Origin of the sequence: Gluconacetobacter diazotrophicus PA1 5, assembly GCF_000021325.1 — a bacterium.
Lineage (GTDB): Bacteria > Pseudomonadota > Alphaproteobacteria > Acetobacterales > Acetobacteraceae > Gluconacetobacter > Gluconacetobacter diazotrophicus.
The window spans coordinates 2,616,051-2,641,079 of record NC_011365.1; the positions used below are offsets into that span (position 1 = coordinate 2,616,051).

Here is a 25,029-nt window from a genome sequence, read left to right on the forward strand (position 1 = left end):
TGACTCATCTAAGAAAAAGTACCATAACTGGGTTTTTAAAGTTGAATGTACATCCACATGTCGTTCCTCTCGTTTTAAAACATGCGAAGCGGGGCGGAAAATAACGGCTGGTGGCAGCCAGCCGTGTTTGAGGAGTATTACCTATGGCACAAAAGCCGGCGGGGATGCACGTCGACCACCTTCCTGCGCATGCGAAGGAATTTCGACACTCATGGCGGCGGCGTTCCGCCCCATGGGCCGCATCCCGACACGGTCGGCACCCTGGTCGGTCGGACGGGCGATTCCGTCACCATGGACTGCAATCCTTACGAAATCTGATCGGATCGGTATTGTCCTGACGGGCCTTCCGTTCCGCACGAACTGTCAGGATTGCGGCCGCGTATCTCGGCGCCGATCCGGAATCAATCGTCAGCATTGCACTCATAGCGCATCTGAAAGTGCCTTGGGACAAGGGGCGCCATGGCCGCGGCCTGCCGTCATGGGAACCCATCGAGCGTTCGACCTCGACGTGGCTGATACAGCCGGAACATCATGGGCAATTTCGTTGCAGCGGTGAGGGATTTTGGAAAGAATCCTGGATCTTCATAATCGTATCCTAAAACAGTTCTTATTCGAAACGACATGGCGGGGTACAGGGCAGGGTCAGGATATCGCCGGCGTATTGTGTGCCGAGGTCGAACGTCTTGTGCCGGACAGCGTGGCGACAGTACTGCGGGTCAATTTGGAGCAGGGGCTCGAAATTCTCTCGGGCGACAGTCTTCCGCGCGCGAAAATCGCTCTGCTGGAACACATGACCCTGACGGATGCGGATATTGCCGCTCTTCGCGCGAACCCCGAGGAAGCATACAGAATCGTATGGCGACCGGGAGAGGACGAAACGCACGACATCGCATTGTCCGATTGCCGGGCGTCGGCCCTCTTCGACGGCAGGGGCCAGCTGATCGGCATCTTCGCCCTGTATTCGCGGCATCGGCACGGCATCGCGGACTGGGGGGAAAAAATCGTCTCGCACTGCCGTTCCTCGTGCGTTGCGATCATCGAATACGGCAGAACCCGCAGGCGGCTGGACCAAATCGACCGCCACGACGCGCTGACCGGCCTTCCGAACCGCGCCGCGATATTCGATCTTTTGCAAAAGATGACGACGGAAACGCCAACGTCACCATTCGCGCTCATCATCCTGGACGTGGACCTGTTTCAGGACTTCAACGATGCGATGGGGTACGAACAGGGTGACCGTCTGCTGCAGATCGTGGCCTGCCGATTTTCCACCCATTGCCGCGGCGATGCCGTCATCGGCCGTCTCGGCGGAGACAACTTCGCCATCGTCATTCCCGGAGAACAGGACACGGCGGCAAACGACCTCGCCCGGGATCTCGTCGCAACCCTCCGCAGCCCCATCCGCATCCGCGGGCAGGACATCGTCATATCGTGCAGTACAGGCATCGGCACGTTTCCGGAGAACGGGACCGAGGTGGAACAGGTCGTCCATCACGCGCAGATCGCGCTGCGCGAGGCGAAGAAGGCCACACGCGGCAGCGTGCAGAACGCCCCCGCCGCCACCGGAGATGACGTCGAGGCCCGGGTCCTTCTCGGCTCGGCCATGCGCAAGGCCGTCCAGAAATCCGAATTCCGCCTGTTCTACCAACCGCAGATCTGCATGGAAAGCGGAACGATATATGGGGTCGAGGCTCTGGCCCGCTGGTATCATCCTGCAATGGGGCTCATTCAGCCGTCGCAATTCATCCCGGTCGCCGAACAGACGGGGCAGATCGAAATCATCGACAGATGGTCCATGGAAGAAGCGTGTCGGCAGATGGCGGAATGGGACCGGGCCGGAATGCGGTTGCCCACGGTCAGCGTGAACGTCTCTGCCGTCAGTATCCGAAACACCGATCTGCCCCGGCGGATCGCCGCCCTTCTCAAGCGGTATCGGCTGGAACCGCGCCGCCTGACGGTCGAAATTACGGAAAGCGCCATGATGCAGCAGAGCCGCGACACCGGGGCGACCCTTTCCGCCATGCTTGCGATCGGAATAGGCCTGGCGCTCGATGATTTCGGAACCGGCTTTTCCTCCCTGTCGCGCCTGACCCATCTTCCCCTGACGGAAATCAAGATCGACCGCAGCTTCGTCACAAGTCTGGAGCGGGACGTCGGTTCGATGATCGTCACCGAGGCGGCGATCACGATCGGAAAGCGACTGGGGGTGAAAGTGGTCACCGAAGGCGTCGAAGAGATCGCGCAGGTAAGGAAACTGCGTCAACTGGGCTGCGATGTCGTGCAGGGCTACCTGATCAGCAAGCCGCTGCCGTCAGCCGAAATTCCGAACTGGCTGCAATCTCGTGACGGAACGATCACCGAAAGTGACGAATAGGTCCTTGTAAGTGCAGAACAGGTTTTGTTCATATGAATTTCGTAACAAAAATGGATATTAACAGAATTAAATTCCCATGAAGCGACGATAGTCGTCGTCAATACATAATCGCGCATGGATTCGAGCATATTATAGAAATGACTGAATCTCGTACATTCCTTCTTATATCGTGTTCCGTGGCATTGTTGTGCGCCGCCTCCGCCGGTTACGGACAGACGCTGCCCGGGGGCATGGCCGCCACCTATCATATGGAACGGGACGTGGACCAATGGCAGTTATTCGTGGCGAACGATGACTCCGACGCACGACTCGTCAGTCATCAGGGCGATCTGTTCATTGGAATCAAAGCGAGGAGAGGGCTGCCGTCCCTGCGCGTGACGCTTGGAAACGGCGGCGGACTATCCCCGAATTATACGATGGATATCGGAAATCGCGAATTCAGCGCGGGCCGGAACGGCCTCGTCCTTGAAGATGACCAACTGGACGGATTCGTTCGCGCGCTCACCTCGTCCACGACCGCGACTGTCGAAACGAGTCGCGGCATATCCTCGCTTTCATTGAGCGGCGCGCGGGGCTTGATCTATTTGCTGTACAGCCGCACTGCAAAACCGTCCCGCGCCGACGCGGAAAACAGTCCGCTCTATAACGGGGACGCGGAACGGGTGGCGTTATCGAGTGATCCGGATGTCTCCGCGGCCGAACAGGCCGGCCCGTCCCGAGTTTCCGACCCGACGGCATCGTTGCAGGATCCCGATGCCAATCGAAGCGCGTCCAGTCCCGACAATTCGGCCTACGAGGTGCGGGCACGGCCGGGGGGCCGGACAACGGCGATTTCCGGAATACAGCCGATTTCGTTCAGGAACATGGACTGGACGCAGGACTCTCGGGAAGAGGCGGGCGGATATCATGCGATCATCATTTTCGGATGTTTCCTGATTGCGTATTTGTGCCTGTTTTATATCCTGTCCGTACCGTTCGTTATACCAACTCCTGTTTGTTAAAACCCATGTGCCCATTGTCGTAGCCCGAGGGACATGATGCGCCAGGGCTGGTCGACGAGCTGGTTCCAGGCGTGGCAGCAGATATCGACGATGTCGTCGTAGGTGCGGAAGATCCGGTTCGACAGCCAGGTATTGCGCATGAACTGCCAGACGTTTTCCACCGGATTGAGTTCGGGCGAGCGTGGCGGGAGCGGCAGGATGGTGATGTTGGCGGGGATATCGAGTTTCGGGCTGGTATGCCACGCTGCCTGATCGACGATGAGGATAGCGTGAGCGCCCGGCGCTACGGCCTGCGAGATCTCGTCGAGATGCCGGTTCATGGCGTGGAGGTTGCACCAGGGCAGGACGAGGGCCGCTCCCTTGCCTAGCGCCGGACAGATCGCTCCGAAGATCCAGGCCGAACGTGTGCGCTGATCGGCAGGCGCGCGTGGACGGGTGCCGCGTCTGGCCCAGCGGCGCGTCAGCTTCGTTTTCTGGCCGACCCTCGCCTCGTCGCCCCACCAGAGTTCGATGGCCTTGCCGGGATGCCGGGCCCGGATCCCGGCCATGACGTCGGGGAAGCTTTTTTAAAAACGTCCTGGGCCTCGGGATCCTGGGCATGGTGCCGGGGGCGTCCCGTCAGAAGGCGGAAGTCGAGGCCCCGGATAACGGCGCTCAGCCGGCTGCGCGAAAGAGAGACGCCGAATTCCTCATAAAGCCATTGCCCCAGATCAGCCTGCCGCCAGCGCACCACCCCATGCACGGCAGCGATCGGGCCGTCCTCGATCCGGCGCATCAGCGCTTCCAACATGGCTGGTGTCAGGCGGGGAACGACACCGCCCCCATGATGATCCCGCACGCCATCCGGGCCCTCGGCGTTGAAACGCACCACCCAGTCCCGCACAATCTGCCGATCCGTCCCAGCCAGTCGTGCCGCGTCTCCGCGTGACGCACCATCGTAGATCGCCGCCAGCGCCAGAAGCCGACGCGCCTGGCCCGCATGCCTCGTTGTCCGCGCCAGAGCACGCAGTCCCGCCGCATCATAATCCTCACGCAACGCTAACGCCCCGCCCATTCGGATGCCTCCCGCCCGGTTCGGCATCCTGTGAATCACAGCTCGTTCCAGAACGATACCGTCAGGCAATCACATATGAGTCAGGGCGGACCGGAGTTGGTATTAGCAACGGATCAAATGGCGGTCGCCCGCCTTTGCTTCCATCTGAATAGGCCAGAGCCTTCTCCAGATCAGGACGGAACGCTTCAAAATCTACAGTCCGGGAAAATGCTTCGAGCTGATCGCCAAGCCCGCTTAACCGGGCAAGCCGCTCTTCAACGTCAAAAAATCCCGGCTGCTTCATCTTCCATCATCCTCAATCAACGCAGGACAGATGGAATCACACAGATAGGACCAGAACCAGAGGGTTTTTCGAACCCTCCACCTGCCCGACCACAAGATCAATCTCTACCGGGTGGCGGGATGCGCCGAGGGCGATCTGCCGCTCTGGCCCGGCCGGGCGCACAGGATTCCGATCCGCTATACCACCGGGCGCACGCCGCGGATCATCGTGAAGCTGCATCTGGACGGACATCCGATCGACGCCATTCTCGACAGCGGGGCCTGGCGCACCGTGATCAGCACGTCCGACGCGCACGCGGCGGGGGTCACGGATGGGGCCCTGCGCCACGACCCGACGCGAAACAGCATCGGGATCGATGACAATGACAACAGGACCTACCTGCACCAGTTCGATACGCTGCGGATCGGGGACGATTTCGTGCTGAATCACCCGCAACTGGCCGTGACGGACACCGACCAGACCCTGCTGGGCGCGGATTTCTTCCGCACCCATCGCGTCTGGCTGTCACGCCGGCAGGACGCGATGTACGTGCAGGCCCTTCAGGAAGGGCGCCCCGCCCCGGACGCGCCGCGCTGAGGATGCAGGATCACGCGATCCTCGCTCCCGCCTCGTCCTTCAGCACGATCCCGCTGGCGCCGATCCGGCGGGCCTCGTTCAGCAGCCGTGCCAGCGTGGCCGCCGCCTGTCGGGGCGTCAGGCCGCCATGGGGGTGGATGTTGGAAATGCAGTTGCGTTCGGAATCCATCCGCCCCGGATACGGGTCCCAGGTCATGTACAGGCTGAGCGATTCCGCGACGCTCAGGCCCGGCCGCTCGCCGATCATCATGACCACGCAGCGCGCGCCCAGTCGCTGCGCGATATCGTCGCCCAGCGCCACGCGGGCATTGTGCGCCACCACCACCGGGGCGATCCGCCAGCCGGGCAGCAGGGCGCGGCAGGCGGCCAGGACCGGCGGCCCCTGGCGTTCCGCCGCCAGGGCCGACAACCCATCGGCGATGACGAAGGCGATGTCGTACGATCCGGGCACCAGCCCCGCCGCGCTGTCGGGCGACAGGCGCCGCCCCAGGTCGGGCCGCCGGACGAATTCCCCGCGATCGGCCGCCTGGCTGCGCACCGGCACGAACGCCTCGTCCAGGCCCAGCGCCTCGGTCCGCAGCGGGGCCAGCACGGCCTGCCGGGCCCGGGCGTGCGCCAGTTGAAAGGCCCGGACCTCGGCCCCCGCCACGGTGTCGCCGGTCCGCGCCTGGCCGATCCGGGCACTGGTCAGGCGGCGCAGGGGGCCCCACGGGTCGGATGCCGGGTCGGTGAGGTCGTGGGCGGTCATGCTGTCCAGTCCTCGGTTTCCAATTGGGCGATTTTGCTGAATCCCGCGTCGTTCGTAACGAGGATCGAATTCAGATCCAGGGCATGCGCGGCGATCAGGAGGTCAAGACTTCCCACGATCTTTCCGGATGCCTCCAGCGCGGCCCGCAGGTTGCCATATGAATCGGCCGTCGATGATTCCCATGGCTGGACATCCACGCGCTGAAGGAATTCGTTCACGACCCGATGGAGCCGGGTCGCCTCCGGACGTTTGGCGATACCGAAACGCAGTTCGGCTTCCGTGATGACGGAGATGCAGACGCTCGCCATGGGGATCTGAGACAGGCGCTCCAGCGCACGCGGATGCCCCTTGAGAATGTGACTGACCGTATTGGTGTCGAGCATCCGGGTCATTGTTAAGCCGGCGCTCACTTCGGTCCCTCGGCGAACGGATCGCGATGGTCCTGTGCCTGATCGCGTTCGGAGTCGCTGAGGAAATCGTCCGGCACGCCGCCCTCCCTGATGGCAGCGAACAAGCCGTCCCAGCTTTCCGGTCGGCGCGAAAGGATGACGTCGCCCGTTGCCTCGTCACGGCGAATGAAGACTTCCGTGCCTTCAAAGCGAAAGGCGGCCGGCAGACGAACCGCCTGGCTGCGGCCATTGTTGAAGATTTTTGCGACCTGCGTCATCACACCCCTCCGCGACAGGTGACGTGGCATATGGCGCTTTATGGTATACGGCATGGTATATATCAAGCGTTTCATAGGCCAGTGTCATGAACGCACCAATCATGTCACCCCTGTCAGCCACGCCGATGCAGGCGGTTTTCGCGGCTTTCGCGCAGGTCCAGCAGGCCCAGGAACGCCATGTCGCGGTCCAGTTCGCCGGCGATCAGCCCGATGGCGTGCGCCAGCCCCGGCTGCCCACCCAGGATGGTGGCGAAGAAGAACGGCCGCCCGATCATCACGCCGTCTGCGCCCAGGGCGATGGCCGTGATGACGTCGCCCGCCCGCCGCACCCCGCTGTCCAGCAGCACGGTCAGGTCCGGGCAGGCCTGCCGGATGGCGGGCAGCGCCTCCAGCGGCGAGATGACGCAATCGCACAGCCGCGCCCCGTGATTGGATACGATGATGCCGTCCGCGCCGATCTGCTGCGCCGTCACGGCGTCCTGCGCCGACAGGATGCCCTTCAGCACCAGCCGCCCCGGCCATGACCGGCGGATGGCGCGGATATGGTCCCAGTTGAAGTCCGCCGCCCCGCCGACCGCCCCGACCGACCGCGCGAAGATCGACGGCCCCCGGCCGGGGGTGATGTTCTGGATATGCGGAATGCCGCGCGCCAGCAGCGTCCGCCCTAGCCGGCCCAGCAGCCAGCGCGGGTGCGACAGCATGTCGAACGCTAGACGGGCGGACGGGCGCAGCGGCATGGCGTAGTGCGCGCGGGTCTCGTCCTCGCGCCGCGCCGCCACGGGCACGTCCACGGTGATGACCAGCGTGCGGAACCCGGCCCGGCCGATGCGCGTCAGCATCCGGTCGATCAGCGACGGATTGGCGGGCAGGTAGGCGGCGAACCAGGCATCGGGATTGTCGCGGATGACGTCTTCCATCGGCGTGATGGAATTGGCGCTGAGCTGGTAGGGCACGCCCGCCGCATATGCTGCCCGCGCCATCGCCCGGTCGGCGTCGAAGCCGATCACCGCCGCCGCGCCGAAGGCCGAAATCCCCACCGGCATGGCGTAGTGATGGCCCATCAGGTGGGTGCGCGCGCTGCGCCGGCTGACGCCCCGCAGCACATGCGGGACCAGGCACCAGCGGTCGAAGGCCGCGCGATTGGCGGCCAGCGCCCGCCCGTCGCCCGCCGACCCGTTGATGTAGGCGAACAGCGCGCGCGGCAGCAACCGCCGGGCGGCCGGGGCATAATCATGCAGGTTGAGGAAGCGCGGGGCCTCCCCCCGCCGCGCCCGGATGGCACGCAGCCAGCCGGGAATGCGGGCCGGGATCGGTTCGTCCAGGGCGGGCAGGGTCTGGTCCGTCGCCGTCATCGTCGGGTGCCTCTCGCAGTATACTGGTTTTCCAGCGTTTTGCGGGGGGCGGGGTTGCCGGTCCGGTCCGAGAGGCTTTTGAAACAGCCTCTGAAATGTCAGCCCGGCCCCAGGATACGCCCCAGGCTCTGCGGGGCATTGACGCGCAGCCGCCCGTCGGGGTCCAGCAAGTTCATTTCATGCAGCCAGGCCTCGAATTCCGGCGCGGCGCGCACGCCGAAGCTGGATCGCAGGGTCAGCATGTCGTGATGGGACAGGCTCTGGTAGCTCAGCATCACGTCGTCGCCGCCCGGCACGGCGATCAGGAAATTCACCCCCGCCACCGTCAGCAGCATCATCAGGTTGTCCATGTCGTCCTGGTCGGCTTCGGCATGGTTGGTGTAGCACGCGTCGCATCCCATCGGCAGGCCCATCAGCTTGCCGCAGAAATGGTCTTCCAGCCCCGCGCGGATGATCTGCTTGCCGTCATACAGGTATTCCGGCCCGATGAATCCCACCACCGTGTTCACCAGCAGGGGCGAGAACGCGCGCGCGACGGCATAGGCCCGGACCTCGGCCGTCTGCTGGTCCATGCCGTGATGGGCGCCGGCCGACAGCGCGGAGCCCTGTCCGGTCTCGAAATACATCACGTTGTGCCCCACCGTGCCGCGATTCAGCGACCGGGCCGCGTCATGGGCCTCGGCCAGCACGGACAGCGACACGCCGAAGCCGGCATTGGCGGCCTGGGTGCCCGCCACGGATTGGAACACCAGGTCGACCGGTGCCCCGCGCGCCATCATCGCGATGGCGTTGGTGATGTGCGTCAGCACGCAGGTCTGGGCCGGGATGGCATAGCGGGTGCGCACCTGTTCCAGCATGTCCAGCAGCACGATGCCGTTGGCGATGCTGTCGGTGGCGGGGTTGATGCCCAGCACGGCGTCGCCCACCCCCAGCAGCAGCCCGTCCAGAAGCGACGCCGCGATGCCGCGCGCATCGTCGGTCGGGTGGTTGGGCTGCAACCGCGTGCCCAGCCGGCCGGGCAGGCCCTGCGTGTTGCGGAACGCCGTCACCACCCGGATCTTGCGCGCCGCCGCGATCAGGTCCTGGTTGCGCATCAGCTTGCTGACGGCCGACACGATTTCCGGCGTCAGGCCCGGCCCCAGCGCCGTGATCGCGTCGCCATCGGCCGTGTAGGACAGCAGCCAGTCGCGGAACTGCCCGACCGTCATGTGCGCGACCGGCGCGAAGGACGCCGCGTCGTGCGTATCGACGATCAGCCGCGTGACCTCGTCATCCTCGTAGGGTACCGGCACATCGTTCAGGAAATCGCGCAGCGGAATGTCGGCCAGGACATGCCGGGCGGCCATGCGTTCCACCGGGTCGGCGGCGGCCAGGCCGGCCAGTTCGTCGCCCGACCGCGCCGGGGACGCGCAGGCCAGGACGTGGCGCAGATGGGCGAAATTGTAGCGTTCGCTGTCCAGGATGATCCGATAGGGCACGGTGGGGATGATCCTTCTCTTTTGTCTTCCGAATAGCGAAGCCCGTTCAGATATTTGAAGAGAATGAGACTGGTTGCCGGACAGGAGTTTATCGCGGGCTGATAAAGGCACGGAACCCCGAATATCGACAATGAATTGAATGGAAATTCCGGCGGGAACGGGCTCGAAAATGATGGGCGCGATGACGGGTGCAGCACGATTGTCATGTCTGAATAGAAAATGGGGATGTGGAATAATACATTGTTATAAATTGTTTTTCTCTCATAAAAATATGGCACTTGGTGCCATTTTTCACGTAGACGTGATTCCCCGATCGCTTGCTCTTCGACTCCCGCCTATATATCCACCGAATAATTAAACGGACCGATTCGGTCCTGTTTAAGGACCCGTGCGACGCCGGGTCCGGCATTCAACGCAGACGACGGAGCGGCACCGTGGGCATCGATCAGGAACCTCCCTTCAAATCCCGTTACGGAAACTATATCGGCGGCGAATGGACGTCCCCCGTGAAGGGCGCGTACATGAAGAACACGTCCCCGGTGGACGGGCGGGTCCTGTGCGAAGTGCCGCAATCGACGGCCGAGGATGTCGAACTGGCGCTGGACGCGGCGCACAAGGCCTTCAAATCCTGGGCCCATACCTCGCCGGCCGAGCGGTCGCGGGTGCTGCTGAAGGCGGCGGACCGGATGGAGGCGAATCTCGACCTGCTGGCCCGGGCCGAGACCTGGGACAACGGCAAGCCGATCCGCGAGACCCTGGCGGCGGATATTCCGCTGGCCATCGACCATTTTCGCTATTTCGCCGGGTGCATCCGCGCCCAGGAAGGCGCGCTGAGCGAAATCAACGACACGACCATCGCCTATCATTTCCATGAACCGCTGGGCGTGGTCGGCCAGATCATTCCGTGGAACTTCCCGATCCTGATGGCGTCGTGGAAGCTGGCCCCCGCCCTGGTCGCCGGCAACTGCGTCGTCATGAAGCCCGCCGAAACCACCCCCGCCAGCATCCTGGTGCTGATGGAACTGATCGGCGACCTGTTCCCGGCGGGCACCCTGAACATCGTCAACGGCCTGGGCCGCGATGTCGGCGCGGCGCTGTCCACCAGTTCGCGCATCGCCAAGATCGCCTTCACCGGATCGACCCCGACCGGCAAGATGATCGCGCACGCGGCGGCGGAAAACCTGATCCCGGCCACGCTGGAACTGGGCGGCAAGTCGCCCAATATCTTCTTTGCCGACGTTATGGACCAGGACGACGATTACCTGGACAAGGCGATCGAGGGCTTCACGATGTTCGCCCTGAACCAGGGCCAGATCTGTTCCTGCCCCAGCCGCGCGCTGGTTCATGAATCGATCTACGAGCGGTTCATGGAACGCGCCCTGCCCCGCGTGAAGGCCATCCGCCACGGCAACCCGCTGGACCCGCAGACCATGATGGGGGCCCAGAACTCCAGCATGCAGGAAAACAAGATCCTGGAATATATCGGCATCGGCAAGGACGAGGGCGCGGAACTGCTGACCGGCGGCGCCAAGCCCGACCTGGGGGCCGCGTTCAACGACGGCTTCTACGTCCAGCCGACGGTGTTCCGCGGCCATAACAAGATGCGGATTTTCCAGGAGGAAATCTTCGGGCCGGTGCTGGCCGTGACCACCTTCAAGACCGAGGAAGAGGCGCTGGCGATCGCCAACGACACGCCGTTCGGCCTGGGGTCCGGCGTGTGGTCGCGCAACGCCAACATCTGCTATCGCATGGGGCGCGGCCTGGAAGCGGGGCGGGTCTGGATCAATTGCTACCATGCCTATCCCGCGCACGCGGCGTTCGGCGGATACAAGAAGTCCGGCATCGGCCGCGAAACGCACAAGATGGTGCTGGAACACTACCAGCAGACGAAGAACATGCTGGTCAGCTACAGCGAGAAAAAGCTCGGATTCTTCTGAGGTTTTTTCTCCTGAGCTTTCGGGGCGGGGCCTGCTATGCTGCGCCCCGTTTTCCATTCTGCTGGTATGGAATTTGAAAATCGATGGTGTCCAGATCCGAAATCCTGATTGTCGGCGGTGGTGTGGCCGGACTTGCCCTGGCGACGCGGCTTGGCGGGACACTGGGGAAGCAGGGCAGCGCGCGCATCACGCTTATCGATAAAAGCTTCTCGCACGTCTGGAAGCCGATGCTGCACTGCTTCGCTGCCGGCACCGCGCAGAACGAGAACGACCGCATCAGCTTCATGTCGCAGGCCGGCGCCCATCATTTCGAGTTCTGGCCGGGCGAGGTGATTTCCCTGGATCGCGCGAAGCGGGAGGTCGTGCTTGGCCCGCTGCGGGCCTCGGACGGCAGCACCGTCCTGGAAAGCCGCACCGTGACCTATGACGCGCTGGTGCTGTCGATCGGCAGTTGCGCCAACGATTTCCGGACCCCGGGCGTCGCGGAACATTGCCTGTTCATCGACAATCTGGTGGAAGCGAACGGATTCAACGAAAAATTCCGCATGGAACTCCTGCGGGCCTATGCGACGAATGCCGAGCTGGACATCGCCATCGTCGGCGGCGGCGCCACCGGAACGCAGTTGGCCGCCGAACTGCACAAGGCGCTCGACATCGTCGGGCTGCATGCGTTCGGCCCGACGCCGCCCAGGCTCCGGATCACCCTGCTGGAGGCCGGACCGCGCGTACTGCCCGCTTTTCCGGAGGCGGTGTCCGCCGCGGCGCAGCAGGAACTGGAGCGGATCGGCGTTTCGGTGCGCACCTCGGCCATGGTTTCGGGCGCCGACGAGACGGGATTCAGCCTGAAGGACGGCACGCATATTCCGGCCACGCTGCGCGTCTGGGCCGCGGGCGTGAAGGCGCCGGACGTGACGAAATCCTATGGCGGCCTGTCCCTGAGCCGTTCGGGGCAGATCCTGGTCAAGCCCAATCTGCTTTCCGTCGATGACGACCGGATTTTCGCGCTGGGGGATTGTTCGTTCATCGTCGACGACCCGCTGCCGCCCACGGCACAGGTGGCCCGGCAGCAGGCGCACCATCTGGCCCGCCATCTGTCCGCGTGGATACGCGACGGGCAGGACGTCCCCGCCTGCGTGTTCCGCAACAAGGGCGCGATCGTGGCCCTGGGCAATTATAACGGCTGGGGTACGCTGCCCGGTGGAAGCGTCTTCGGTGGCGGCGTGCTGAAGGGCCTGACGGCACGGGTGGGCCATCTGATGCTCTATCGTCAGCATCAGGTCGAACTGTACGGTTTCTTTCGCGGCCTGATGTCCTGTGTCGCGGACTGGATCGACACTATGGTGCGGCCGTCAGTTCGTCTGGACTGATCCAGTCCAGATCGGCCGGGGCCAGCATCGCGGCCTGCAGTCGCATGATCCGGCGCAGGATCGGAACCAGGCGGCTGCGCCCCTTCAGCCTGATCCATTCGTCCAGCGCGGTCCGGAATGCGGCGATGCCGGATCGCGCGGCGACGCGCGCGGACAATGCCCGGTCGTCGGACGGCGCCAGTCGCTGCATCAGTGCGTCCGCGAGGCTGTCTTCCCATTGCGCGTATTTACGCAGGCTGACCGACAGCAGCGCCGGCGTGCGTTCGATCAGATAGACGCAGGCGTAGGCCTCACGCGGGGTGGGCGCGATATGCGGAACCACGGATTCGAGCGCGTGACCGAGCAGGGCCTGCGGGGGAAGGCTGGCGGGGCATGCGGCGACGCTGCGTGCCAGGACGTCCGTCATCTGCTGCGTCCATGCCGTCACGATGTCGGCCTTGGTCGGGAAATAGCGAAACAGCGTGCGCCGTGCGATTCCGGCGGTCTGCGCGATTTCATCGACCGTGGTTTCTTCAAAACCTTTCGTGGAAAGCAGGGACATTGCCGCGTTGATGAGCGAGGCGCGCGTTTCGACGCGGCGCTGCTCTCGGCGGGACAGGACGGATTGAGGCGATGCAGACGACACGGCAGGCTTTCTCAAATGGATTTCGGCAGGATAGTCCAGAAGGACGATCCCCACACCTGCCGCCAGTAAAGAATTGATCGTCCGATCCTTGTTCCTTCTTTCAAAAAAGAACAGGGCGCCGTTTCAAATACCCCATTGCCGGGCGCGTGGCCCGGATCGTCAGAAACGGCGCTTTTGAAAGCCTGGAACCCTAATGCCCCATGGACATGTTCAGCATCGGCATGGGCTGCGAGCCCAGGATGGTGCTCGGCAGCTTCCCGTCCCACCGTTTCGCCTGCGTATAGGACACGTATTCCGGGCTGGCCCCCAGCGCCGCCGCCTGGGCCCTGATCGCGTCGGCCTCGGCCTCGCCCTTGATTCGGGTTGCGGCGGCTTCGGCTTCGGATCGCGCCTTGATCGACCGGGCCTCGCCCTCGGCGCCCGCCACGGCGGCGTCGGCGTTGGCGCGGGCGGCGATCTGCTGGCGCTCGGCGTCGATGAGGGCCTTCTGGCGCAACTGCTCGGACCGCGTGACCTCGGCCTTTGCCTTGGTCATCATGTCGATCGCGTTGCGAAAGGCGGCGGTATAGTCCAGGTCGGTAATCTGGACCTCCGACACCTCGATGCCGTACAGCGCCATGGCCTGCGCCGCGACGTCGCTCTTGATCTCGCCCTCGATCTGGGCGCGCGACCGCGGCACGTCGGCCACCTGCCGCTTGCCGAACGCCGACTTCATCCGGTCGTTCGCCAGGGTATAGATCCGGCGTTCGTAGTACGGCACATGCTCGTACAGGTTCCGCACGTCGGAATCCGGAACGGCGAACTGCACCAGCATGGTCACGTCCACACCCTGGTTGTCGGCGGTGAAGACCTCGGATTTCTGGATTTCGACCTGCTGGATCGCGGTACTGTATTCCGTCACGCTCTCGATCCAGGGCAGCTTGAAGTGCAGTCCCGGCCCCGCCGTGCGCGACACCGCGCCGAAGCGCGTCACGACGCCGATATTCTTCTGGTCGATCGTATAACCGGACCCGGACAGCAGAGAAAGGATGACAAGACCGCCGATCGCGATGACGCCATAGCGGGCCAGCGACTTCGGGCTGGCGGCATAGTTCTGGAATACCATGACGATACGATATCTATTATTGTTCCTCCCGGCAATCGGGGGCACGCGGCGCCCTTTACAGGCGCAGATGCGCTCTCTAGGAGAGGCTCCGCCCGTTTCCCCTTTCGTTCGAATGGCCGACATGCCCAGCCCGCCCTCCGCTGACAGGAACCCTCTCCGGCACTCGGTGTTCGAGGACGCCTATGCGCTGGTCATCGGCTGTTCGCTGATCGTCCTCGGCCTGGCCTGCCTGCATCGCGCGGGGCTGGTCACGGGCGGCGTGGCCGGCGTGGCGCTGCTGCTGTCCTATGTCCTGCCGCTGTCGGCGGGCATGCTGTTCACGCTGATCAACATTCCCTTCCTGCTGTTCGCATCACGGACGATGGGCATCGCCTTCACGGTGAAGACGCTGCTGGTCAGCAGCAGCATCACGCTGTTTTCACTGGTCTTTCCCCACATCATGGGACTCAGCTTCATCGACCCGCTCTGGGCGGCGTTCTTCGGCGGCACCACGATCGGCATGGGTATCCTGTCGCTGGCGCGGCACCAGGCGGGCGTGGGCGGCACGGGCGTCGTCACGCTGTGGCTGTACAAGACAAGGGGCTGGAACGTCGGCAAGGCCCAGTTGACCATCGATGTCGGAATCCTGCTGGTGTCGCTGCTGGCGATCGACGTCCGGCATGTCCTGCTGTCGGCCGTCAGCGCCGTCGCGATCAGCGGCGTGGTCGCGACCTTCCACCGGCCCGGGCGCTACACGGGCTATTAGAGGCTGTTCCAAAAGCCCTGATGCCGGCGATCCGACGCGCGTTCCCTGTGCTCCGATGCTCTCGGCCCGTCAGGCCGCTCCGCTTCGGTGCTCGGGAACACACGCCGGGCGCGGCCCTTCGGGCCGCTCTCGCTCAGCATCAGGGCTTTTGGAACAGCCTCCGAACCCCCGCCCGAAACTTTCCCCGCTGCCGGCGTGTTGGAGGTGCGCGGAAGGGGAGGGCAGGATGACGCAGCCACCATCCCGGAACGAACCGGACATGACGGCCGACGAACGCCACGCGCTGGCCGCCGCGATTGATGCGTATCTCGATACCGACAAGCCCGGCATGGGGATGTACGGCCTGCTGGATCGCGCCGGGGACGCCGCGGTGTACGACCAGGTACGGGGCTGGGGCTGCCAGCCCCACCCGGCGGAGACGAGCGCCGCCATGATCGCCCGGCTGATCCCGCCCGAGGACCTGGCGCACCTCGCCGCGGCGGCGGGCGTTTCGGAGCAGGCGGTGGTCCGGTACCTGCTGGTCCATCTGCCCCGTGCGGTGCGCGGCTTCGTCCTGGCCCTGCCGATGCGGCGCCCCGCGGACATCCAGGGCCGCGCCCGGCAGCATTTCCCCTGCATCGCGACCAGCGGGGTGAAGGGCTAGGCAGGACCATGCCCTACTGGCTCCGGCGCATGAACCCATTGTAGCATGCCGGCTTCCGGCCGGGCGATCCGGCCATGGGGCGGTTGGAGGATCCGGTGTCGGCCAAGCCTACCATTCTGGACGTGGCGCGCGTGGCGGGCGTGTCGAAATCGACGGTTTCCCTGGTCCTTCAGAAGAACCCGATCGTCAGCGAAGGCGCCCGCAGCCGGGTCCTGGCCGCCATCCGGCAGGTCGGGTACGTCTATAACCGGAATGCGGCCAACCTGCGCCAGTCCCGTTCGAACGCGATCGGGATCGTCGTCAATGACGTGACCAACAGCTTCTTCGCCGAGATGGCGGTCGGCATGGACATGATCGTGCAGTCGGCCGGCTTCGTGCAGTTGATGGCCCATACGGGCGAGAGCGTGGAACGCCAGGCCGAGGTCCTGTCCGCGATGCTCGAACACGGTGTCTCGGGGATCATCCTGTCGCCCGCGCGCGGCACGCGCGCCGCCGACCTGAAGGCCCATATGGCGGGGCCGGTCCCGATCGTCCTTGCGGTCCGGGACCTTCCCGGCCTCAGGGCAACCACCGTCGTCGCCGACAATCGGGCCGGCAGCCACGAGGCCGCGCGCCATCTCATCGGCCTCGGCCACTGCCGCATCGCCTGGCTGGGCGGCTTTCCGGATACGTCGGTCTACCAGACGCGCCTGTCCGGCCTGCGCGATGCGATGGCGGAGGCCGGCCTGCTGTTCGAGGAGGCGTATGCCGTCGAAAGCAACGCCTCGCGGCCGGGTGGGGTCCAGGCCATGGGGCGCCTGCTGGACATGCCGGGTCATCCGATGGCCTGCATGTGCGTCAATGACGCGGTGGCGTTCGGGGCCTGCGACGGGCTGCGCGGCGCCGGACTGGAACCGGGGCGGGATTTCGCGATCGTCGGGTTCGACGACGTCATGGGCGCGCGGACGGCCGTCCCGGCGTTGACGACCGTCGCAACGGACCCCGAGGCGGTCGGCCGGCGCACGGCGCAGATCCTTCTGCACCGCATCAGTTCCGGCGACGTCCGGCCCGAGACGATCACGACACCGGCACGGCTGGTCGTGCGCGCCAGTTGTGGCGAGCTCTGGTCGGCCGGACCGGTCGCGGCGGCAGGCGCCGTCCCCGAAATGCGCTGAACCGACGCGGCTCTGGAACCTTCCAATTAGAAAAAAGGCAAAACAAGAGCGGACCGGAGAGTCGCCCGATGCCTGACGGAACGGTGAAGGTTTCGATCGCGGGGCCTGTCGCCACCGTCACCCTGGCGCGTCCGGCCCGGCGCAACGCGCTCGACCTCGGCATGCTGGACGCGCTGTTCCATGCCTGCGACGAGGTCGATGGTGCCCCGCACGTCCGTGCCGCCATCCTGACGGGTGAGGGGGACGCGTTCTGCGCGGGGGGCGACATCCATGCCTGGGGCGGAATGGGCCCCGGCGATTTCGGCCATAACTGGGTGCGGCATGGCCATCGCGTCTTCGATCGCCTTGCGACGCTGCGGATGCCGCTGATTGCCGCGATCAACGGCCACGCCCTGGGCGGCGGCCTGGAGATCGCGGCCACCGCCGATATCCGCATCGCCGAGACGCATGTCCGCGTCGGCCTTCCGGAGGCCAGTCTGGGCATGGTGCCGGGATGGTCGGGTACCCAGCGCCTTGTCAGGCGCCTGGGGGCGCAGGTCGTGCGCCGGATGGCGCTGGGCGGCGAGGTCCTCACGGCCGGCGAGGCGCGCGACCTGGGCATTTTCGACAGCGTCGTGGCCACGGGGACCGCCCTGCCGGCCGCGCAACAGGCGGCCGACCGGATCGTCGGGCGTGCGCCGGGCGCGACCGAGGCGATCAAGCTCATGATTTCGATCGCCGAGGGCGAGGACCGGGGGGCCGACGTCGATGCGCTGGCGGCGATCGCCGTTTCGGGCCGCCCCGACATGACGGAAGGGGTGACCGCGTTCCGTGAAAAGCGCGCGCCGCGATTCAGGGGCGGCTGGTCGTGACCACACGACGGATGGCCAGGCCCTGAGGGGCACGCGACCCGACCCTGCTGCAATCCGCTCCGGGAGAAAGACATGGCATATGACTATGTGATTGTGGGCGGAGGGCCGGCGGGCTGCGTTCTCGCCGCCCGCCTGAGCGAGGACCCCCGGGTCCGGGTCCTCCTGCTCGAGGCCGGCGGAAGCGACCGGAACATGCTGTATCGCATCCCCGCCGGCTTCGCGAAAATGACCAAGGGCATCGGCAGCTGAGGGTGGGAGACCGTTCCCCAGAGGCACATGCAGGGCCGCGTGCTGCGCTATACGCAGGCCATGGTGATCGGGGGCGGATCGTCGATCAACGCGCAGATCTACACCCGTGGCAACGCGGGCGATTATGACGGCTGGGCACGGGAAAAGGGCTGCGAGGCCTGGGAATATCGTCGCGTCCTGCCTTATTTCAAACGGGCGGAAAACAACCAGCGCTTCCTCGACGACTATCATGGTGCCGGGGGGCCGCTGGGTGTGTCGATGCCCGCGGCGCCCCTGCCGATCTGCGAGGCCTATATCAAGGCCGCCCAGGAACTTGGTATTCCCTACAACCATGATTTCAATGGACCCCGTCAGGCCGGCATCGGGTTCTTCCAGCTGACGCAGCGCAATCACGAACGGTCGTCGGCATCCCGTGCCTATCTCGGCGCGGCGCGGGGGCGGAAAAACCTGACCGTGCGGCTCAATGCCCAGGTGCTGCGGGTCGTGGTCGAGAAGGGGCGGGCAATCGGGGTCGAGCTTTCGTTTTCCGGCCGGACGGGATTCGTCCGGGCGGAGCGCGAGGTCATTCTCTGCTCGGGGGCCATAGGCTCGCCCAAGCTGCTGCTGCAATCGGGCATCGGCCCGGCCGACGAACTGTGCGCCCTGGATATCCCCGTCATGCACGATCTGCCGGGCGTGGGCCGCAACCTGCAGGACCATCTGGATCTTTTCGTCATTGCCGAATGTAGGGGCGATTTCACCTATGACGGTGTCGCGCGGCCGCATCGGACGCTTGCCGCCGGCCTGCAATACCTGATCTACAGAAACGGCCCGGCAGCCTCGAGCCTTTTCGAGACGGGAGGGTTCTGGTACGTCGATCCCAGGGCCGCATATCCGGATCTTCAGTTTCACCTGGGCCTGGGTTCGGGGATCGAGGCAGGCGTCGCGCGGCTTCGGAACGCGGGCGTGACCCTGAATACCGCCTATCTGCGCCCCCGGTCGCGCGGCACCGTGACGCTGCGGTCCGCCGACCCGGCGGCCGCCCCGCTGATCGATCCGAATTATTTCAGCGATCCGCATGATCGAACCATGTCGATCGAGGGCCTGAAGATCGCGCGCGAGATCATCCTGCAGCCGGCGATGCAGGATTTCGTCCTGGCCGAGCGTCTGCCCGGTCCCGCCGTGCGCACCGACGCCGAACTGTTCGATTACGCGTGCCGGAACGCCAAGACCGACCACCATCCGGTGGGGACGTGCCGGATGGGCGTCGGGGCGGATGCCGTGGTGGACCCGGAACTGCGCCTGCACGGCATTGCCGGGCTGCGCGTCTGCGATGCGTCGGTGATGCCGAAGATACCCTCATGCAACACCAACAGCCCGACCATCATGGTGGGCGAGAAAGGTGCGGACATGATCCTCGGCCGGCAGCCCCTGGCGCCGGCGATCCTTGACGACCAGCGCAACGATATCCCGCAGCACGCGCGGCGCGAGGTCGCCTGACGACCCGGGCCCGTGCCCGCAATGGTGTGCCTCAAAACAGGGGCGTGGAGACACACATGTCGTTCATCAAGGCCTACATTGAACAGCAGACGATCAGCCGGCGCAACCTGCTCCTGCTGTCGGCCTACGGGCTTGGCGGGATGGCGACGATGGGCGCGCTGCGTCCGCGCGGCGCGCGGGCGGCGGGGTCGGCGCCGCCGATCGCGTGGAGCTATCGCGACCGGACGGACCCGTACTGGAACGCGATCGTTTCCGGCGGCGAGGCGTTCGTCCAGAGCCTGGGCCTGCCCCGGAGCGCGCTGATCAACCTGATCAACGAAGGATCGAGCGAGAAATCCCTTGCCGACATCAAGGCGGTTCTGTCGCGCTACGGCAGCGGGGTCGCGCTGGCCGCCGACACCAACGACGCCCCGAACTGCCGCCCGGTGGTCGAGGCGGTCAGCCGGGCCGGCGCCTATGTCTCGACCATCTGGAACAAGACCGACGACCTGCATCCCTGGGATTTCGGCGACCATTACGTCTCGCACATGACATGGTCGGATGTCGGGCCGTCGGAACAGACGGCGCGGCTGCTGTTCGATGCGATGGGCGGCAAGGGCGGCGTGGTGCATCTGGGCGGCATCGCCTCCAATAACCCGTCCATCGAGCGCCTGGCCGGGCTGAAGAACGCGCTGAAGGCCTATCCGAATGTCGAGCTTCCGGGGGTCCAGGCCGCCGACTGGGATACCCAGAAGGCCAATCAGGTCATGTCCGGCTTCCTGACCCGCTACGGCGACGGGATCAAGGGCGTGCACTGCGCCAGCGACACCATCGCCTATGGCGTGATCGAGGCGCTGCGGGCCGAGGGGATCGAGACCATGCCCATCGTCTCCTATAACGGGAATCCGCAGGCGGTGGATCTGGTGATCAAGGGCAAAATCCTGGCGACGGTGTTCAACAACCCGTACTGGGGCGGCGGCATCACGGCGGCGCTGGCCTATTATGCCGCGACGGGGGTCTTCAGGCCGTCCGCCGAGCCGAAGGACCATCGCGAATTCTACGGTCCGACCGTCATGGTGACCGCCACGGACGCGCGGGACTTCAAATCGAAATATATCGACGGCAATCCGACATACGACTGGAAGGATTTCTGGGGCCTGAGCAAGGGCCAGATCCAGTACAAAGCCTGACCGGCAGGGCGGACCTTGCCCGGGTCCTGCCGCGGAACGGTCGAGGATCGTGCTGGCGTGCGTCGGCACGCCCGTTCCCGCCCCCTTGACCGCGGCCGAGGCCGCATCGTCAAGGGGGCGGGATGTCGCGATGCGGTGCGCCGCTCAGGTTCGCGGCGGCTGATATCGCGGTGTGGGCGATTGGGCGTCGATCGTCCGGGTGTTGGGCGTGCTCAGGAACTCGACCGTCATTCCCCAGGGGGTGCGGCCATAGCAGAACGTATTGCCCTCGCCCTCTTCGATGCCGAGCTGTGCGCGTGGACGCGTCAGCAGTGTCCCGCCGGCCTCGGTGAAGCGTCGGGTCGCCGCCTCGATATCGTCCACATAGAGCGCGAAATGCTGCAGCCCGAAATCGGACGCGCGCGCCGGCGGATGCTGATCCGGCGCACGGATTTCGAACAACTCGATCCCCGGTCCGAAGCCGAGCTTGAGCATGCGCATGGCGATGACCGCGCCGCCGGCTTCCAGGCCGAGCGTGGCTTCTGCCTCCGGCCCCGCGAAAGGCGGCTTCTTCCGCGTCATGTTGTCGTAAAGCGCAATCGCCCCGAACGCTTCAACAAGGAAACGGCTCGCGGATTCGAGGTCGGGCACCGTGATGCCGACATGGTCCATGCCCCGGATCATTTGAAACGACACGGCTGATCGACCGTGGGCTTTTCGGCAAGCTGAACGACCATCAGCGTGACCGGGCCGTCGCCCACATTGCCTGCAAGATGGCCGCGATGGCCCTGCGCGTCGGGTTTGCTCATCTGATCCTCGCCGAGTGAGACGTCGCCCGGGTTGAGCGTAACGCGCGTGCCGTCCTGCGCCTGGACCCACCAGCTTCCCTTGAGCGGGATGATCCATTGCACCTTGGGGTCCGGATGCCAGGCGCCGTTCCAGTGGCTGGGTTGCACCGTGGACACCACCTGGGCCGTGCCTTCGGGGGTCGGGTCCGACCATTGGGGCGCCGCCGGCTTGTTGACGGTCTTGAGCGTGTAGGTATGGAACTGGCAGCGCGTCATGTGGCTGACGCCGTTATGATCCACCCAGTTGTCCCAGTAGACGGCTGTCGGCGGCGCGGGCGATTGCGCGCGCGCGTGGCCGGTGAGACCGGCGAGGGCGAGCAGCGCCGCTGCGCCGAGACGGACCTGCGATGGGCGGGGAAGGAAATATGCAGTCATGACTGGCGAGTCTCCGCATTGAAGCGCTGCTCCCGCTGGAGGGGGAAGCGGATGATGTGATAGGGGGCACGCGCCTTCTGGGCCGCGACAGCTATGCGGGCATCGGATTGGACCGCCCCGCAACCGTGGGTGGGATCGTGTAGAGGGCCGGTCGCGGTGAAGCGATTGAAAAGACACGTGGTGGTCCTGGTATGAATGGCTAACGCGTCTGCGACGAACTGTTGCTGCATGACCGGATGACGTTTCTGTGAGCGTAAAGGGCGCATCCGGGAGGAGCGTATCCGACAGGCCGCGATCCCGGGTCCCGCCGCCTCGGCGCGTCTTCGGCCAGAAACCTTATGACATATTCGTGGTTAGTATCGTTGCATGATGCTGCGCCTGCATGAAGATAAACCGGAGAAGCGCCTTGGGACAAACGCGACCTGTTCCTCTTTCCTTGCGGATCACTGGATTTTTTCTGATCATCTATGGCGTCGTCATGACGATTCCGGGCGTGTGGCTGATCACGCTGGGCGACAGCAGTTACTATACTGTCGCGGGCGTGCTGACGCTGGTCAGCGGCGGCCTGATCGTCACCGGGCGGGGTGCGGGGCTGTGGGTCTATGCTATCATGCTGGGCAGCACCCTGGTATGGGCGCTGTCACGGGTGGGGCTTGACGGATGGCGCCTGCTGCCGCCCCTGGCGCTGCCATCCGGCATCGGCCTGTGGGTTTTCGGCCCGTGGGTGGCCGGCCGCCTGCGGGACCCCAATGGGCGCGTCCGCATCAATACGACCGTACTGGGCGGCATGGGCAGTTGCGCCGCCCTGTTCGTCTTCCTGTTCGCGTGCGGATGGGCCGTTACGGCCTCGCGCACGATCCAGCACAATCCGTTTCCGACGGACCATCGTGACGGCGCGCTGATCAATGCGGAATCCCTGGCCAACAATGAATGGCGCTATATGGGCGGTACCTCGGCCGGTGACCGCTTCGGAATGGCGAGCCAGATCACCGCGGACAATGCCCATGACCTGAAACCGGCCTGGATCTTCCATACCGGGGATGTGCCGCGCGCCGACGAAAACGCGCGCGGACGCGAATTCAGCTTCGAGGCGACGCCGCTGAAGATCGGCGACAATCTTGTCTTCTGCACGCCGCATCGCGATGTCGTGGCCGTGGACGCCACCACCGGCAAGCAGGTGTGGCGATACAGCCCCAATGGGGATTACGGCCAGAATATCTACCAGGCCTGCCGGGGCGTATCCTATTTCGAGGCGCCCGCCGGATCGCCCTGCCCGCATCGCATCATTTCCACCGATTCCGGCTCGCCCCCGACCCTGTTCGCGCTTGACGCCGATACCGGTCGCCTGTGCCCGGCATTCGGTCATGACGGCGTTGTCGACCTGCGTGAAGGCATGGGCGTCATCCCGGCGGGATTCCACTTCATCACGTCTCCGCCGATGGTGATGAACAATCGCATCATGCTGAGCGGCTGGGTCTACGACAACCAGACCGTGGGCGAGCCGTCGGGCGTCATTCGCGGCTTCGACGCGACCACGGGCCAACTGGCCTGGGGGTGGGATATCGGGCATACGCCCGCCAACCGCCCGTTGAATCCGGGTGAAACCTTCACGCGCGGCACCCCCAATGGCTGGGGCGTCTATACGGCCGATCCCGCCCTGAACATGGTCTATGTGCCGCTGGGTATCGCGACGCCCGATTATTACGGCGTCAAGCGCCGTCCCTTCGACGAGCAGTATGATACGTCCCTGGTGGCGCTGGACATCACGACGGGCGAGGAACGCTGGCACTTCCAGACCGTCCATCACGACCTGTGGGATTTCGACCTTCCGGTCGGCCCGTCGCTGGTCGATCTGCCGGACAGCAGCGGCCGGATGACCCCCGCGCTGGTCCAGACCACCAAGCAGGGCGAGCTGTTCGTGCTCGACCGTCGTACCGGCAAGCCGTTCTACCGTGTCGAGGAACGACCGGTACCGGGAGGCACCGTTGCGGACGAACGGTATTCCCCGACGCAGCCCTATTCGCCGGACATGCCGAACCTGCGCCGGTCCGACCCGACGACGGACGATCTGTGGGGGATCACGCCGTTCGACCAGATGGCCTGTCGCATCGCCTTCAAACGCATGAGGTTCCAGGGCCTGTTCACACCCCCCAGCGCGCAGGGAACGATCGGGTTTCCGGCATTCGACGGCGTGGACGACTGGTATGGCGCGACGATCGATCCCACGCGCGGCGTCCTGTATGTCAACACGACCTATATCCCGTTCACCATGCAGCTTGTCCCGTATGGGCAGGCCCTGAAGCAGGGCCTGTTCAAGCCATGGGCCGGATGGAACCAGCCCTATCCCGAGCCGACTTTTTCGAACAATCCGCAGCATGGCCTGCCCTATTCCGCCGTCATCAAGCCGTGGCTGGGCATTTTCGGGGCGCCGTGCCTGGCGCCGCCCTGGGGCAGGACGCAGGCCATCGACCTAGTGCATCATCGGAAGATCTGGGAACGCGCGCTGGGAACGACGAAGAATGTCGGCCCGACCAATGCCCTGCGTATGCCCGTCGGGCTGCCGACCGGCATCTTCAGCATGGGCGGCACGCTGACGACCCCGACCGGACTGGTCTTCATGGGCGCCACTGCCGACCAGGCGTTCCGTGTCCTCGACGGGCGGAACGGCCGGATTCTTTATGAAACCACCCTCGATGCCGGCGGGAACGCGACCCCGATGACCTATATGGGCAAGGACGGGCGGCAATATGTGGTGCTCGCGGTGGGCGGGCATGGCGGCCTCAAGACACGGAACGGCGACGAGGTCGTGGCTTTCGCCCTGCCTAAATGACGCGTGAGAAACCGGACCCGCTTCGCCGCTCGGGCGAAGCGGGTCCAGGCGGCGCGGCGCTTCCCCTTGGTGAGTATCCCCCCATCATAATTCCTCCGATCGTCTTCGTAGGGAGGATCTGCTGCGGTACGCCCGGCGGC

The 25,029-nt window shown here is 65.0% G+C and carries 23 protein-coding genes and 1 pseudogene; 13 read left to right on the plus strand and 11 right to left on the minus strand.

Annotation, left to right across the window (positions count from 1 at the left end):
- Positions 1-562 precede the first annotated feature (562 nt).
- Both GDIA_RS11915 and GDIA_RS11920 read left to right on the plus strand, forming a co-directional pair.
- On the plus strand, positions 563-2,374 hold the full coding sequence (locus GDIA_RS11915; protein ID WP_012554271.1) for a putative bifunctional diguanylate cyclase/phosphodiesterase: 1,812 nt from the start codon (positions 563-565) through the stop codon (positions 2,372-2,374).
- Positions 2,375-2,604: 230 nt separating this feature from the next.
- The gene (locus GDIA_RS11920) at positions 2,605-3,375 is read left to right on the plus strand and encodes a hypothetical protein (RefSeq protein ID WP_231854182.1); all 771 of its coding nucleotides are present in this window, start codon (positions 2,605-2,607) and stop codon (positions 3,373-3,375) included.
- On the opposite strand, the gene GDIA_RS18645 is transcribed toward GDIA_RS11920, so the two are convergent.
- Together GDIA_RS18645 and GDIA_RS18650 are read right to left on the minus strand one after the other, a co-directional pair.
- Positions 3,372-4,429 (minus strand): IS630-like element ISGdi4 family transposase gene (locus GDIA_RS18645; RefSeq protein ID WP_157864088.1). Its coding sequence is split into 2 segments (ribosomal slippage): positions 3,372-3,937 and positions 3,937-4,429, totalling 1,059 coding nucleotides; the frame shifts between segments, so codons are not numbered across the junction. The genes GDIA_RS11920 and GDIA_RS18645 overlap by 4 nt on opposite strands.
- Before the next feature lie 112 nt (positions 4,430-4,541).
- Positions 4,542-4,712, minus strand: a pseudogene (locus GDIA_RS18650) (IS5/IS1182 family transposase); the annotation flags it as partial.
- Positions 4,713-4,823: 111 nt separating this feature from the next.
- On the opposite strand from GDIA_RS18650, the gene GDIA_RS11935 reads away from it, so the two are divergent.
- Complete coding sequence (locus GDIA_RS11935) at positions 4,824-5,288, plus strand: retropepsin-like aspartic protease family protein (protein WP_012554272.1); 465 nt, start codon at positions 4,824-4,826, stop codon at positions 5,286-5,288.
- 10 nt (positions 5,289-5,298) lie between these two features.
- On the opposite strand, the gene eutC is transcribed toward GDIA_RS11935, so the two are convergent.
- The 5 genes from eutC to GDIA_RS11960 all read right to left on the minus strand — a co-directional run bounded on the left by eutC (position 5,299) and on the right by GDIA_RS11960 (position 9,533).
- Positions 5,299-6,036 (minus strand): ethanolamine ammonia-lyase subunit EutC, encoded by a 738-nt coding sequence (gene eutC, locus GDIA_RS11940; protein WP_012222567.1) that lies wholly within the window; start codon positions 6,034-6,036, stop codon positions 5,299-5,301.
- A complete protein-coding gene (locus GDIA_RS11945) occupies positions 6,033-6,428 on the minus strand; it encodes a type II toxin-antitoxin system VapC family toxin (protein ID WP_012222568.1) in 396 nt (131 codons plus the stop codon). Before GDIA_RS11945 ends, eutC begins: the two co-directional genes overlap by 4 nt.
- 14 nt (positions 6,429-6,442) lie before the next feature.
- Entirely contained in the window at positions 6,443-6,703 is a 261-nt protein-coding gene (locus GDIA_RS11950) for an antitoxin (RefSeq protein WP_012554274.1), read from the minus strand.
- A gap of 113 nt (positions 6,704-6,816) precedes the next feature.
- The gene (locus GDIA_RS11955) at positions 6,817-8,055 is read right to left on the minus strand and encodes an alpha-hydroxy acid oxidase (protein ID WP_012222572.1); all 1,239 of its coding nucleotides are present in this window, start codon (positions 8,053-8,055) and stop codon (positions 6,817-6,819) included.
- A 98-nt stretch (positions 8,056-8,153) separates the two neighbouring features.
- Entirely contained in the window at positions 8,154-9,533 is a 1,380-nt protein-coding gene (locus GDIA_RS11960; protein ID WP_012554275.1) for an ethanolamine ammonia-lyase subunit EutB, read from the minus strand.
- A 434-nt stretch (positions 9,534-9,967) separates the two neighbouring features.
- Here GDIA_RS11960 and exaC point away from each other — a divergent pair, with 434 nt between their 5' ends.
- Positions 9,968-11,470 carry an acetaldehyde dehydrogenase ExaC gene (exaC, locus tag GDIA_RS11965; protein WP_012222576.1) on the plus strand — a complete coding sequence of 501 codons (1,503 nt, stop codon included), beginning with the start codon at positions 9,968-9,970 and terminating at the stop codon, positions 11,468-11,470.
- Positions 11,471-11,553: 83 nt separating this feature from the next.
- The gene (locus GDIA_RS11970) at positions 11,554-12,837 is read left to right on the plus strand and encodes an NAD(P)/FAD-dependent oxidoreductase (protein ID WP_012222578.1); all 1,284 of its coding nucleotides are present in this window, start codon (positions 11,554-11,556) and stop codon (positions 12,835-12,837) included.
- On the opposite strand, the gene GDIA_RS11975 is transcribed toward GDIA_RS11970, so the two are convergent.
- Positions 12,806-13,516: a TetR family transcriptional regulator gene (locus tag GDIA_RS11975; protein ID WP_012554276.1), complete on the minus strand. Its 711-nt coding sequence runs from the start codon at positions 13,514-13,516 to the stop codon at positions 12,806-12,808. The genes GDIA_RS11970 and GDIA_RS11975 overlap by 32 nt on opposite strands.
- A 136-nt stretch (positions 13,517-13,652) precedes the next feature.
- Positions 13,653-14,567, minus strand: coding sequence for an SPFH domain-containing protein (locus GDIA_RS11980; RefSeq protein WP_012554277.1), 915 nt, complete (start codon positions 14,565-14,567; stop codon positions 13,653-13,655).
- A gap of 121 nt (positions 14,568-14,688) precedes the next feature.
- On the opposite strand from GDIA_RS11980, the gene GDIA_RS11985 reads away from it, so the two are divergent.
- The 7 genes from GDIA_RS11985 (at position 14,689) to GDIA_RS12010 (ending at position 20,857) form a co-directional block, all read left to right on the plus strand.
- Entirely contained in the window at positions 14,689-15,312 is a 624-nt protein-coding gene (locus tag GDIA_RS11985) for a YitT family protein (protein ID WP_043459304.1), read from the plus strand.
- Positions 15,313-15,538: 226 nt separating this feature from the next.
- A complete protein-coding gene (locus GDIA_RS11990; RefSeq protein ID WP_012222588.1) occupies positions 15,539-15,955 on the plus strand; it encodes a hypothetical protein in 417 nt (138 codons plus the stop codon).
- A 95-nt stretch (positions 15,956-16,050) separates the two neighbouring features.
- Positions 16,051-17,109, plus strand: coding sequence for a LacI family DNA-binding transcriptional regulator (locus GDIA_RS11995; protein ID WP_012554278.1), 1,059 nt, complete (start codon positions 16,051-16,053; stop codon positions 17,107-17,109).
- Positions 17,110-17,177: 68 nt separating this feature from the next.
- Positions 17,178-17,960 carry an enoyl-CoA hydratase/isomerase family protein gene (locus GDIA_RS12000; protein ID WP_012554279.1) on the plus strand — a complete coding sequence of 261 codons (783 nt, stop codon included), beginning with the start codon at positions 17,178-17,180 and terminating at the stop codon, positions 17,958-17,960.
- 72 nt (positions 17,961-18,032) lie between these two features.
- Positions 18,033-18,209 (plus strand): NAD(P)-binding protein, encoded by a 177-nt coding sequence (locus GDIA_RS19910; RefSeq protein ID WP_390614212.1) that lies wholly within the window; start codon positions 18,033-18,035, stop codon positions 18,207-18,209.
- A 39-nt stretch (positions 18,210-18,248) separates the two neighbouring features.
- Complete coding sequence (locus tag GDIA_RS19915; protein ID WP_407635491.1) at positions 18,249-19,688, plus strand: GMC family oxidoreductase; 1,440 nt, start codon at positions 18,249-18,251, stop codon at positions 19,686-19,688.
- 56 nt (positions 19,689-19,744) lie between these two features.
- Positions 19,745-20,857: a sugar ABC transporter substrate-binding protein gene (locus GDIA_RS12010; RefSeq protein WP_012222596.1), complete on the plus strand. Its 1,113-nt coding sequence runs from the start codon at positions 19,745-19,747 to the stop codon at positions 20,855-20,857.
- A 144-nt stretch (positions 20,858-21,001) separates the two neighbouring features.
- On the opposite strand, the gene GDIA_RS12015 is transcribed toward GDIA_RS12010, so the two are convergent.
- A complete protein-coding gene (locus tag GDIA_RS12015) occupies positions 21,002-21,520 on the minus strand; it encodes a VOC family protein (RefSeq protein ID WP_012222599.1) in 519 nt (172 codons plus the stop codon).
- The gene (locus GDIA_RS12020) at positions 21,517-22,059 is read right to left on the minus strand and encodes a cupin domain-containing protein (RefSeq protein ID WP_012222601.1); all 543 of its coding nucleotides are present in this window, start codon (positions 22,057-22,059) and stop codon (positions 21,517-21,519) included. The genes GDIA_RS12015 and GDIA_RS12020 overlap by 4 nt, the downstream gene beginning before the upstream one ends.
- Before the next feature lie 382 nt (positions 22,060-22,441).
- Here GDIA_RS12020 and GDIA_RS12030 point away from each other — a divergent pair, with 382 nt between their 5' ends.
- The gene (locus GDIA_RS12030; RefSeq protein ID WP_012222603.1) at positions 22,442-24,889 is read left to right on the plus strand and encodes a membrane-bound PQQ-dependent dehydrogenase, glucose/quinate/shikimate family; all 2,448 of its coding nucleotides are present in this window, start codon (positions 22,442-22,444) and stop codon (positions 24,887-24,889) included.
- Positions 24,890-25,029 lie beyond the last annotated feature (140 nt).